Genomic DNA, 12,826 nt, shown 5'->3' on the forward strand with positions numbered 1-12,826 from the left:
TTTGTTCCTATGTGTCAATGTGTGTCAATATGTGTCATGTATTTGGATGCCTGGAGAGCAGGCTGTACTTTTACACCTTAATACCCCCTTAATAATTTATTGCATTTCTATCCTCCCGGCCTACCCATAAAAATCTTAAAAATCAAGGTAGCAGGAAGGAATGAGGATGAAAATCTTGTTTGACCCCGAAGCAACGAGGGGGAGGTATTTTCATCCATGGGTGGGGATACCGTAGTATTTTCTTAGATTTTTAGCGTAAGCCTAGACTTTTTTTGCTTATTCGTCCTGAGCTCAGTCGAAAGGTTGCAGCAATGGCAAAAAGTAAGGGATCACATTCCTTTGTCGTACCAACAGTAACCTTCCAATAGTAGGCTAATCAACCAAAACCGGTTCAGTCAACACGGTGTTCTTGTTTGGTCTTACAGACCACATGAACACTTAGTTATTGTGTGTAGTTATTTCACGCTTCGGACAGTAAAAACTTTCCTGTGAATTCGTTCATTGTTATTTCGTAATTTTCAATTTCTTTCAAGGTTTCCAGTAGAATTTGTAACTCTCCATCTGCAATATTTTTCAGTTTCTTTTCCGATAAATCTTTATAATGAACAAAATGATTTACTAATTCATTATGAATTGTATTTTTTTGAATTGGAACAACTAGAGATTGAAGCCTAATAATAGTTTGATTGATATATTCGATTAGATGTTTTGTGCTATTTATTGATTTCCAAAGTTTGATTTTTGAATCTGGTTCGTTAATAAGTTCAGAACTATCATATAATGGTTTATATCCATTTGTCATAATCAGTTTGATTTTTGACTTCCAACTATCAATTAAGTGTGTTGGTAAAATGTCGGGATATTTTCTTGAAATTTTAGATAATAGCTTAATGTAAATATCATTTAGTTGGTCTAAATGAGATTGTGTAATTACTCTATTGTGTGCTTCTTCTCTTCTTATTAGATTAAGATTGTCAATCAAATTTTCAAAATCAGGTTTTTTATCAAATAGAGTTTTGAAATTTGGCCAATAAGTTGTGATTATTTTTTTTAGTTGCAGAATATATGTATATTCTATTAGCACATTTCCATCTGTTATTTCAAACCCAAATTGATTTTTGTAAGTGTCTTTAATACTTTTACCAAGCTTATTGTCAAGTGTTAAGTTCCACCAATCAGTACCATATTTTTTAGAAAGAACATCCTTAATAACTTCCCGAAATGTTATTTCAATTTCTGAAATTATTTTTTTAGCAATTCCAAGGCGATAATCATTTGTGTTTTCCTGAAAGATTGTTGATTTCATCCAATCGATAGAATTTCCTGTTCCAATCTGTTCAGCACTTTCTTTTGAGGATAGAGCATATAATAATTCAACATCATCTTTGTCGTAAGCTCTCGCAGCATAATATCTAAATCTAATTCCTTCGTACGGGTCATCTCTGAAAAATCCATTAAAGAATCCCATTATAGTTGCAATCTCTATTTTTATATCTGTTGAGTTCTCTTTATGCGGATAAAATTCACATACGAGTGAATCTTCATTCATTAAGTTTATATCCTTGACTCTGATTTTTTGTTTAGAGCCATTCAGTTTGTCTAAATTTTCTAAACCAAGTTTTATGGTCTTAATTATATCTGTAAGTTTTATTTCTACAGGTTTTTCTGTTTGTGAAGTTTTAGATTTGCAACACTTTTTATATTTTAAACCACTTCCGCAATAACATTTTTCGTTTCTTCCTATTTTCATTTTGTCGGTTGGTCATAATTACACACAACGGTTTGCGTATATGACTTGTGGCGGCTTTCGAAGCACTTTCCTGTCGGCTTGCAACAAACTTAATTAAAAGCACTAAGCTTGAATTTACCACTTTCTCCGCCATAAGTTATATACGCTGTTAGGCACTGGCTTTTTTCATTTCTTTCCACCAAAAAGTCTCGATAGAAAACTTTGTTTTACTCGTTTCTCAACTATCCAAATCGGTTCGTCTTTCGGTCTTATAATTTTTGTATTTGGTCCTGATTTTCCCCATGGAAATCCTGTTTTTATTGGTTTATCAGTCAAGTCTGCTACTAAAAACATTTCTGGCAATTCAACTTGTCCGTTTTCAAAGTCATAGTCCTTTTCATTTTTTTCCATTATTCCGACTTTTTCTCTCCAAATTTCCATTACGGTCTTTTCGTGAATAATGTCTAAGGTGGATTGATTTCCTTTTTGTCCGAACTCGTCAACGTGTTTTATGAACTCAGCTAAATTCTCAGAGTGTTTTACAATTACGGCTGGGTCGTGGCACACATAATAAACTGAATTCCAATTTCCTTTTGAGTCAATATCTAAAATCCAAAAATTCCCAAATCCGTCTCCTGCAAGTTGGATGGAATTTGGAAACATCTCTTCAAATCCAAAATGACCGAATGCATCAAATCGGACTTCTTCAAGTCCATAGAATTCAAAGCCTTTACTGAGTCGTAGTAATTCTTCGATTTCGATCGGTAAAGTATTATTTGGAAGTTTACTTTTTAGGTTTTCTATTTCGCTGTCTGTCATTTCGTTCAACAATTCAACCTTATATAAATCTCCGTCTTCCGATTCGTATTGATTTGAGAGGATTGATTCTAATTGCTGTTTCGGTGTCATTTCTTTTCGTGTTTTTTTAGCTTGTGCCTAACTCGTTATATCTTTATATATTATACTGTTTATCGGTTTCTAATTCCGGATAAAAGAACTTTTGTTCCCCAGCACAACTTACAGGTCTTAAATATATACAAAAACCTACAAATAGGTAATATATTATTTCAATTTAAAACAACAACACGTCAAAAACCGGTCAACCGTATAGTTATAGCGTGGTTATAGCGTGCTTATAGCATGCAAACAGTACACATTAAGTAAGGAAAACGCATGTCTACAGAAAGCACCAAAAACAACACATGCTAATAAAAACAGCAGAAAGTGGCAAAAACAACAGAAATCAACAAAAACAGCAGAAACCTCCTTAGAGAAACAGGCTTATCAACCACACCATAATAACAGCTTTCAGTGCCTTTTATTGAGGTTCCTGCCTTACTGAAATAAAATCAGCACCAGTCACAGGAATGACAACTACAAAGGTCACTCATAAGCCGGATTTCGTGGCATCCATTTCCAACAAAAACAACAGAAATCTCTTAAAGCGCCGGTTCCTTTTGATGTACCGTATCGGTCTCGTTAAAATAGTAGATGCCCTTACTATCAAGAAACGCAAATAGCTTCGGCAAGGTAGCATCAAACCGCGACCAATCCTTATGCGCTTGATCGGTCCAGGCTGCTTCCGCCATAGCAATCAACCGCGGAAAGGTCATAAAATCGATCCAGTCCTCAGTAGCCAGGCGCTCCGTCCATAAATTGGCCTGAAGCCCCGCTATCAACTTCAGATCGTCTTTAGTAAACTGATGCGTACTATCCGGATACTGGTACACATCCTTTAAGGGGTTAAAACCTTCCCAGCGACGACCGTTCTTCAGGGAATCGTGCTGTACAAAATCGAAGTAGAGCGGTCTACGCGGACAAAGTACCGTCTTATAGCCTGCTTTAAGCGCCGCTTCCAGCTTATCCACCTTATCGTGGCGCCACCAGTAGATCATGCTCGTTTGCTTATCCACACCCGAAGCCACGATCTCATCCCATCCGGCCAGGTGCTTCCCTATCGCTTTAAGGCTATCCGTCATACGGCGCATAAAATAATACTCGACCTCCACCAGGTTCTCTAAATTCTCACGGGTCATCAAGGCTTTTATACCTGCATTATGGTGCCATTGGTCGTTTCCAAAATGCACCTCATCCCCTCCCAAATGGATATAGTCCGAAGGAAACAAACCGGCCACTTCCCTAAGGATGCTTGTTAAATAGCCATAAGTAGCTTCGTTACCCGGATCGAAGGTAAAATCGGGATGCTTCTCGCTACCCCCACCCGAAAACTCCGGGTAAGCCATATTGGCCGCCGTGGCATGCCCCGGCATGTCTATTTCAGGAATCACCGTTATAAAACGCTCGGCCGCATAAGCCACAACCTCTTTAATATCCTCCTGCGTATAATAAGCAGCAGGTGCCTCCCGATCCGAATAATTACCCTGTCCGCCCACCGTGGTCAACTTCGGAAAGCCCTTGATCTCGATACGCCAACCCGTCTGGTCTGTTAAATGCCAGTGAAACGTATTCAGTTTAAAGCCGGCCATCAAGTCGATATACTGTTTCACCTTTGCCTTACCAAAAAAGTGTCGGGACTCATCTAGCATAAAGCCACGGTAGTCAAAACGCGGGGTATCCGTAATCTCTCCACAGGCAATCACCTGCTTACCCGATAGGTTTAGCTGTTGCCACAAGGTCATGAGTCCATAAAAAAGCCCTTGCGGATGCGATGCGGTAACGCTGATCTTCTTTTTACCGATCTCCAAGCGATATGCTTGGGGCTTTAAAGTGTCCCCTTTGGTAAGTTGCAGGTCGATGGTCTGGCGGGCTTTGGCTTCAACCCCAATCCCCAACTCTGAAAACCGCTTCGCATAGAATTCTGAAAGCCCCTGCAACGAAGGATCAGAAAAGGTAATGGCAATACCCTTTTCAAAACTAAAAACACCATCGGTGGCTTCTATCGCATTCGGATAAGGCACCAGAGCCCATGTCGGTTGTACTTCAGGTTTACAACTATTTAATGTAATGGCTAAAATGAAGAAGAAGATCAATCGGTTCATAGAGTACACTTCAAAAGGTTTGTCAAAATTTCGCTAATAGACACGAAAATAAGTTTTTTAGCAAATCTACCCTAATGATTTTGTTTTTACCCGAATACGGATTGAAAATTTCCAACAGCCCACAGACCACCTCTCTGATTTGGTGAACTACCATTTAAGTTTATCCTTAGCATCTCGACAAGCTCGATACAGGCTCGGCCGAAGGGTTTCTTTTGGACAAGCAAAAGAAATGAATAAAAACAATAACCTATGTTTTTCAATCAATACGCACCCGTCGTAACCGTAGCGCATTCGTGATGACCGACACCGAACTAAAGCTCATCGCCAGGGCCGCCAACATAGGCGACAACAATATCCCAAAAACAGGGAACAACACCCCTGCCGCTACCGGCACGCCCACACTGTTATACACCAGCGCAAAGAACAAGTTCTGTTTGATGTTACGCATTACTTTGACACTTAAATTATAAGCCTTTACAATGCCCTGAAGATCGCCCTTTACCAGGGTAATGGCGGCACTCTCTATGGCTACATCCGTTCCCGTGCCCATAGCAATACCCACATTACTTTTAGCCAATGCCGGTGCATCGTTAATGCCATCGCCAGCAACGGCTACTTTTTTGCCAACTTTCTGATAGCGTTCAACTTCCTTTAACTTATCTTGTGGCAACATATCGGCCTTAAAATCACTAAGATTCAACGCTGTCGCAACAGCCCGCGCCGTAGGTTCACTATCGCCCGTAAGCATCACAACGCTAACACCTTTTTGCTGTAAGCTCGCAATAGCCTGTTTGCTACTTGCTTTAATTTTATCCGAAATAACCACATACCCCACTACTGTTTTATCCACCGATAGAAACGAAATGGTCTTGCCCTGCGACTGGTATTTCGAAACAGTGTTTTGAATGGTTACCGACAGGTCTGCTTGTGCTGCTTCCATCATTTTAACATTTCCAAAAGCTACTGGCTTATTATCTATCTGCCCCATCACCCCTTTTCCAGTTACCGAGCTAAAGGCATGCACTTTAAGAGACGCTACATCCTGAGCTTTAGCATACTGTGTAGTTGCTTCTGCCAAGGGATGCTCGCTATGGATATTCAAGGACATCATATACCGTAATACTAAATCCTCATTAAAATCATTACTTACGGCTACTACCTTTTCCACTGAAGGTTTGCCTTCGGTGATCGTACCAGTCTTATCAACTATAAGGACGTCCACCGCGTTTAAGGTTTCCAAAGCTTCTGCATTTTTTATAAGCACGCCCGATTTAGCGCCTTTACCCACACCAACCATAACAGACATGGGTGTTGCCAGTCCCAGTGCACAGGGACAAGCTATAATAAGTACCGCAATGGCATTTATAAGCGCGTACACATATCTGGGTTCGGGTCCGAAAACCGCCCAAAGCACAAAGGTAATGACCGAAATGAGCACCACGATAGGCACAAAATACCCAGAAATGGTATCGGCCAACTTCTGAATGGGCGCCTGGCTGCGACTGGCTTTATTAACCATATCGATGATTTGCGACAATAAGGTATCGGCCCCTACCCGCTCGGCTTTCATAACAAACGACTGTTTGCCGTTAATAGTTCCCGAACGCACTTTGTCGCCCGGTAATTTGTGTACAGGAATGGGTTCGCCCGTAATCATCGATTCATCTACCGAACTTTCGCCATCATGAACCACGCCATCCACTGGAATCCGGTCACCCGGTTTAACCCGTAACAGATCGCCAACTTTAATAACATCAATAGCCACGAGTTCCTCTTTGCCATTAGTAATGCGAACGGCCTTGTTGGGTGCCAGTTTTAGTAATTCCTTAACCGCACTATTGGTCTTTGTATGTGCCCGCGCTTCTAACACTTGCCCCATAAGTACCAGGGTTAGAATAACGGTAGCGGCTTCAAAATACACATGTACGGTGCCGTATTCGGTTTTAAACTGGGCAGGAAAAACCTCTGGAAACAGTAAGCCAAAGACGCTGAAGATCCAGGCAACTCCGGCACCTATGCCTATCAAAGTAAACATATTTAAATGCCAGGTCACGATCGACCTATATGCCCTTTCAAAGAACATCCAAGTAGTATAAAATACCACGGGTAGCGATAAGGCCAGCTGGATCCAGTTCCAATTATTTTGTGGCAATAGCTTATATAAGGGGCTTCCGGGAAGCATCTCGGACATTGCTATCAGAAAGATGGGCAGCGTAAAGGCCACACTCCACCAAAACTTAGACAACAGTTTTTTGTAATGGATCGCTTCGGTCGATAGCTCCGGTTCCAGAGGTACCAGGTCCATACCACAGATGGAACAAGCTCCGGGTCCATTTTCTATTACTTCGGGATGCATGGGGCAAGTATACTGAACAGAAGCCCCAGCAACTAAAGACACCTCTTCTACCAGATCCATACCACACACTGGGCAGTCACCAGCTACGTCATAGGTCTTATCACCCTCACAATGCATCGGACAATAGAACACACCGGTTCCCGTACCGCTTACTTTTTTAGGAGTGACTTGTTTTGGCTTTGCCATACCCGGCATGGCAATACTATAACGCCCACCACTGTTTGCTTCCAAAGCTTTAGTAAATGTTTCCAATGGGATATGCGAGACCATGCTTATAACAGCCTCTCCCCTTTCAAGATGCACATGCGCTTCTTCAACACCTTCTACAGTGTTGAGGGTTTTCTCTACGTGAGAACGGCACCCATTACAGGTCATTCCCGAAATTGAATATGTATGCTTCACATGTTTAAGTTTTAATAATTAATAAATCCGATTGACTTCTTAAACAAAGATCAGCTTTATCCAGTACCCGATTGTATACAATTTTGATTAAATTGTATCTAACTTTTTGCGGATCCTTATCTTTTTAAAAGCAGATGGCGTAAGCCCTGTTATTTGTTTAAATTGCCTTGACAGATGCTGCGGACTGCTGTAATTAAGCTCATAAGAAATCTGGCTTAATGTTAGTTCATTATAGATCAGCAATTCCTTAGCACGTTCAATACGCTGTTCTATAATATAATGTTCTATGGTGTGTCCTGCTATTTCAGAAAACAGTTTACTCAACTGCGTGTATTCCATCCCGATTTCTGATGCAATAAACCCCGAAAAGGTTTGATGCTCTGGCTTTTCTTTTCCGTGATGGATTAGTTGAATTATTAGTGTTTTTATGTTTTTTACAATAACGGCTTCTTTATCTTCTACAAGTTCAAACCCTTCTGCTTCAAGAATGGTCTTAAGTTGTGCTTTCTCTTTTTCAGAGATCCCGTGGTCAAAATAAATCGTTCCCAGGGCTACATGGTTGAAGTCAAAGTGGTTTTTGGTCAGCTCTTCCCTAACCACTTTAATACAGCGGTTACACACCATGTTCTTTACCGCTATTTCAGTATAAGCCTCCTTCATAATGAAAGATCCGTGTTATTGATTGCTAAAAACTAAACCTATTCCTAAGGCATTCAAGCTGAATTAGAAGCCAGCTTTTTTGATTGGCATGTACTCCTAATTCAGCTTTTACATGTTAATACTTAAAAAAAATAGACTACTGATTCATAGCCATTTCATGATCGTACTGACAGCATCCCGGCAGGTTGTTATAAGCATCTTCACTTCCAGCTATCTTTTCGGTATCATAGCCCGATGCAGCAATGGCTTTATGAATGGCCATGGCATCTGTTTTCGACGCGTCGAAAGTAACATCGATCTTCTTTTTATCGACATCCCAGTTGGCGCTTGCAACACCCTCTACCCCTTTAGCGGCTTTCTCAATGGTCTTTTTACACATTTTACAATTCCCGCGAACACCAAAACTTAGGTCTGTTCCAGCTTTTTGGACCGCAACCTCAGTTGTGGTTTCCTTTTTCGCTTCATTTTTGCAACTTGTTAATCCGATTGCCGCAATAACGGCGACACTTAAAATGATTCTCTTCATGATATTAAATTTAATGATTATAATTGTTATTCTATAATTAATTTCACTTCTCCACAGTTAAGCATGGCATCTCCAAAATAAGGATTCAATATTGTTTCTTCATTACTTAACCAATAAGCCCCTTTGTTATTATCGGCCATTGGGCAAAACTGCTCATAGACCTTTTTATCGATACCGAAACGTTGTATGGCATCAATTAAATGCAGGGACAAGTCCCTGAAATGCTTACGTTGTTCTTGTATCTCCAAGGTTTCTGCGATACCAGCAGATGTAGTTTGCAATCCTTTTTCCAATACCATCCAGTGTGCATGGGCTTTACTGTCGGTTAGCAAGGTCATATCTACCTTATTCAAACGGTTACCTACCTGCTTGGCGGCTTCCTGCGCTTCCTTTGCATTGTCCTTTACCAGGGCATCTTTTATTTGAATGTACCCATCAAACACCTGTTGCAACTGCTTATGGAAATCGGTTGCAACCTCAAACCGTGAGATTTCGGTAGGATTGGCTGTATCCATCCCCATATGCCCCTCGTGGCCGGTCATTACCTTACCACCGCTTTTGTTCATCATGGATTTTTTGCCTTGTAATTGTGCTGCAGCGTCAATGGTAAACGTTCCGTTTGTTACAATTTCATCACCTCGTTCCAAGCCATCTAAAACTTCATAAGCTGCTCCCATTTTTTTCCCTAACGTTACTTCACGCATTTCAAAAACAGGCGTATCGGTTTTTACTTTTATATAGACCACCGAACGCTTGCCAGTCCATAAAACCGCACTTGAAGGCACTAGCAAAAGACCGTCATCCTGCAAGGCATTAACCTGTCCTTCCACAAACATCCCGGGCTTAAAAATTCCTTCCTTGTTATTTAAAACAGCTCGTAAGGTTACTGTTCGGGTATTGGTATTTAAAAGGGGATCAATAAAGTCTACCGTCGCTTTGAATGTCTTATCGGGATAGGCATTAGTAACTACTTCTATTTCTTGACCTAATTTAAACAAGTCGATTTGGCTTTCATATACATCAAAATTAGCCCAGACAGTATTTAAGTTAGCAATTTTAAATAGCGGGTTACCTTCCATAATATGGGCACCTTCACTAAGCGCTATTTCTGTTACAACTCCCGAAATGTTTGAATAAATAGTAAATTGTGTTTGAATGTTACCCGAACGTTCTATTTCCGAAACCTGGGCATCTTGAATCATCCAGTTCCTAAATTTTTTCTTTACGGCTTCATACAACTCAGGCTGAGACGCCTTATTTTTATAGGCTATTAACAGTTCCTGCTGCGCTGCAATAAGTTCTGCCGAATATATTTCTGCAATGGCTTGTCCGCGTTTAACGTATTCGCCTAAGGATTTCACGTACAGCTTATCAATACGACCGCTAAAATGTACTGGTTGCGTTGCGGCTTTATCTTTATTCTCGGTAATCTTTCCTGAAAGCCTTACAATTGATGCATCCACATCTGCTTTCTCTATTACAGAGGTCTGCACATTGGCAAGTGCCATGGCATTTTCTGTCAGTTTAAATTGATCTTTGGACAATCCATCTGCACCAGCTTCGGCAGGGATTAAATCCATACCACATATTGGACAGTCGCCGGGCTCCGGTTGTAATATCTGTGGATGCATGGAACAGGTCCACATGGTCTTTGTTTCTACTTCGCTGCCATGATCGTGTTCTTCTGTCCTATTAGAAGAACCTCCAAAGAAAAACCACCCCAGTAGTATTCCAATGGTTAATATGCCTATATAAATTATATATTTCCTCATTATTATTATTTTTTTCGTTTTAATAGTTTTCTAACTGAAGGGGACGAGGTATACCACAGTAAAAACCCACTCAATACGGTCATTAACCCTAAAAGTGAAAAGGCCCTTAATACCGTGGTATTAAAGTTATCTCTACCTTCGTAATCCATCGTGTGGGTCATCCACAAAAAATCGAACCAACGCCAACCGCGATGTCTAACGGTTTGAAACCTGCCGTCTGATTTAGACACATAGGCTTTAATATGTGCATCGTCTACATAAGAAACCACATAAGCGGGTAACAAACGCCCTCTGTATTCGTGATGTTTCCCTGTGGCATCTATCTGGTCTATGGAGGCTACCTCCAAACCGTCTTTCATTCGATGCTTTGCAATATACAGGGCTTCTTCCTTAGATATCTCCTGCTTTTCGGAACCATTAACCGCATTGAACAACTGCGATCTGTTCACCCAATAGTAAGGCGTATTATTAATATCCCGTATTTCAAGGGATGATATGCCATGCTCCACATGCAGTTGTGCCGGACTGATTAAATTTGAAAAATGCTTTGGCTTATAGTTTAAATTTTTAAACTGGTCGCCATGAATGTCATCAATGTTAGTCCAACTAAAATACAGACCGCTAAGTGTCCAAAACAAGAACTGAACCACTAAGAACAATCCTAAATAACGATGGGTCTTCCGTATCTTTAATGCGGCGTGTCTGTTTACCATAATTATTGTGTTAGATAATTAATGATCGTTGATTGCACATAAAAGTCCGTTACAGACTCTATTTGATTTATCTGAAACTTTAATTGCAGCTCCTGAATATCCAAAACATCATTAAAATCAATGGTTCCCGCTTCATAGCTTTTAATAAGTATGGCCTCGGCGTCTTTGGCCTGCTTTAAATTATTGGTTTGGGTCTCATGGCGAATTCTTGCAGAGGTTCTGTTATTAACGGCATCGTCCAGCAATGTCTCCAATATATTTAAGCGCTCTTGCTTTTGCGATTGGATCTCTTGTTGTCGCAATGCATTCTGTTTGGTCTGTGACTTATATTTTTTATTGAATATAGGAATAGAAACCGATAGCATAGGCATTAAAATATCCTTTCCGTTATCTTTAAAATCCATATCGGGACGTTTCTCTACATTGATATAATCCAAACCGAAACCGATCATCGGACTGCTTTCCTTTTGATTGAGTAATTCCGATTGCTCCACAGATTCATAGAGTTTGTCGTACTTTAATAATTCGGGGTGCAACACCAGTTTTTCCGAACGGATATCGAGATCGTCCATCGGGATGTCTAGTGCGCCCACAACATTCACTTCAATACCTTTATCCCGATTCAAGAGTTTATTAAAACGTGTTTGCTCGGTCAGATACTGCTGCTCTAAAACCTGCTTGAGCTGCTCCAATTCATTTTGGCGCATTTGCAAACGTAAAACATCGACTGCTGATGCTTTTCCTACCTCAACAGAAGTAAGCGCCAGGGTTTCGTAAGTTTCTAACAAGACAATATTTTCATCCAAAACAGCTTGCTTTCTTTTATTGGCATAGAGCTTATAATAGGATTGCGATACCGAAGCCATCAACTTGCGCTTGGCTATTACAATATCCTCATACTTGGCATCGGCCAGCGAACTGACGTATTGTTCACGTGCCGTAATACCTCCAAACCATGGCACCATTTGCCTGGCAGATAATTTAAACCGCTGTGCTCCTGTCCGGGTTTCGGGTTCGCTCACAAAATAGCCTATCCCAAATTCGGTATTGGGAACGGCATTGACTTCATTCACCTTTTCGGAAGCAATACGGTATTGCAGTTCGTATTTCTGAATTTCAGGATTGTTATTCAAGGCTTCATCTAACAGGCTTTCCAACTGTTGGGCATTTGAAAGCTGTACCGCTAGAAGTGAAAAACAGAAAACGAAAAACGACAAGCGAACAGTGGAAAGTGAAATACTTCTCAAATTCAAAGCCCTTGAACTACCTTCAAACAATACTTCCTTTAAATATCTAAACAAGTTTATCATAAGTTATTTGATTTAGATGTTTTAATAGAGCTCACTAACATGGCTACCAATTCTTTATTTAAACTATAATGCGTTTTATAGTTTTCTATTTCTATGTAATTGGTATCTTTTAATAAATCTAACCAATACAAAGATTCATTTGCTTCTTTAAGTGCAATACTCATCTTGTTTATAAAATCTTTTTTGCTTTGAGCAAATTCAGCTTCACGGATAAGCGCGCCAACAGCCGTTCCACTTCTTAACAATTGCTTACTCAACACAAATTCTTTCTTATCGGAAACTAAAAACTGAGAGATTCTCACAATCATAATTGCAAAGTCATAACTTTTGTTTCTCAATATATTTTTGTCCATTTTTAA

10 protein-coding genes are annotated in these 12,826 nt (G+C 40.2%); all 10 read right to left on the reverse strand.

Annotated elements, in window-relative coordinates:
• Positions 1–460 precede the first annotated feature (460 nt).
• On the reverse strand, positions 461–1,750 hold the full coding sequence (locus tag JF259_RS00435) for a YecA family protein (RefSeq protein ID WP_199112611.1): 1,290 nt from the start codon (positions 1,748–1,750) through the stop codon (positions 461–463).
• A gap of 165 nt (positions 1,751–1,915) precedes the next feature.
• Positions 1,916–2,638, reverse strand: a complete 723-nt coding sequence (locus JF259_RS00440) for an SMI1/KNR4 family protein (protein ID WP_199111974.1) — start codon at positions 2,636–2,638, stop codon at positions 1,916–1,918.
• Positions 2,639–3,168: 530 nt separating this feature from the next.
• The gene (locus JF259_RS00445) at positions 3,169–4,728 is read right to left on the reverse strand and encodes a beta-N-acetylhexosaminidase (RefSeq protein WP_199111976.1); all 1,560 of its coding nucleotides are present in this window, start codon (positions 4,726–4,728) and stop codon (positions 3,169–3,171) included.
• 256 nt (positions 4,729–4,984) lie between these two features.
• Positions 4,985–7,486 (reverse strand): heavy metal translocating P-type ATPase, encoded by a 2,502-nt coding sequence (locus JF259_RS00450; protein ID WP_199111978.1) that lies wholly within the window; start codon positions 7,484–7,486, stop codon positions 4,985–4,987.
• Positions 7,487–7,573: 87 nt separating this feature from the next.
• Positions 7,574–8,146, reverse strand: a complete 573-nt coding sequence (locus tag JF259_RS00455) for a helix-turn-helix domain-containing protein (protein ID WP_199111980.1) — start codon at positions 8,144–8,146, stop codon at positions 7,574–7,576.
• Positions 8,147–8,282: 136 nt separating this feature from the next.
• Positions 8,283–8,672 (reverse strand): heavy-metal-associated domain-containing protein, encoded by a 390-nt coding sequence (locus JF259_RS00460; RefSeq protein ID WP_199111982.1) that lies wholly within the window; start codon positions 8,670–8,672, stop codon positions 8,283–8,285.
• A gap of 26 nt (positions 8,673–8,698) precedes the next feature.
• Positions 8,699–10,444, reverse strand: coding sequence for an efflux RND transporter periplasmic adaptor subunit (locus JF259_RS00465; RefSeq protein ID WP_199111984.1), 1,746 nt, complete (start codon positions 10,442–10,444; stop codon positions 8,699–8,701).
• Positions 10,445–10,449: 5 nt separating this feature from the next.
• Positions 10,450–11,157 (reverse strand): PepSY domain-containing protein, encoded by a 708-nt coding sequence (locus JF259_RS00470; protein WP_199111986.1) that lies wholly within the window; start codon positions 11,155–11,157, stop codon positions 10,450–10,452.
• A 2-nt stretch (positions 11,158–11,159) separates the two neighbouring features.
• The gene (locus JF259_RS00475) at positions 11,160–12,467 is read right to left on the reverse strand and encodes a TolC family protein (protein WP_199111988.1); all 1,308 of its coding nucleotides are present in this window, start codon (positions 12,465–12,467) and stop codon (positions 11,160–11,162) included.
• Positions 12,464–12,820, reverse strand: a complete 357-nt coding sequence (locus JF259_RS00480; protein ID WP_199111990.1) for a four helix bundle protein — start codon at positions 12,818–12,820, stop codon at positions 12,464–12,466. The genes JF259_RS00475 and JF259_RS00480 overlap by 4 nt, the downstream gene beginning before the upstream one ends.
• Positions 12,821–12,826: the final 6 nt, after the last annotated feature.

This window comes from Snuella sedimenti (genome assembly GCF_016428595.1).
Classification (GTDB): Bacteria; Bacteroidota; Bacteroidia; order Flavobacteriales; family Flavobacteriaceae; genus Snuella; species Snuella sedimenti.

Coding starts and splice junctions, on each gene's coding strand:
- JF259_RS00435 (WP_199112611.1), bottom strand. CDS start 1,750: ATGAAAATAGGAAGAAACGAAAAATGTTATTGCGGAAGTGGTTTAAAA.
- JF259_RS00440 (WP_199111974.1), bottom strand. CDS start 2,638: ATGACACCGAAACAGCAATTAGAATCAATCCTCTCAAATCAATACGAA.
- JF259_RS00445 (WP_199111976.1), bottom strand. CDS start 4,728: ATGAACCGATTGATCTTCTTCTTCATTTTAGCCATTACATTAAATAGT.
- JF259_RS00455 (WP_199111980.1), bottom strand. CDS start 8,146: ATGAAGGAGGCTTATACTGAAATAGCGGTAAAGAACATGGTGTGTAAC.
- JF259_RS00460 (WP_199111982.1), bottom strand. CDS start 8,672: ATGAAGAGAATCATTTTAAGTGTCGCCGTTATTGCGGCAATCGGATTA.
- JF259_RS00465 (WP_199111984.1), bottom strand. CDS start 10,444: ATGAGGAAATATATAATTTATATAGGCATATTAACCATTGGAATACTA.
- JF259_RS00470 (WP_199111986.1), bottom strand. CDS start 11,157: ATGGTAAACAGACACGCCGCATTAAAGATACGGAAGACCCATCGTTAT.
- JF259_RS00475 (WP_199111988.1), bottom strand. CDS start 12,467: ATGATAAACTTGTTTAGATATTTAAAGGAAGTATTGTTTGAAGGTAGT.
- JF259_RS00480 (WP_199111990.1), bottom strand. CDS start 12,820: ATGGACAAAAATATATTGAGAAACAAAAGTTATGACTTTGCAATTATG.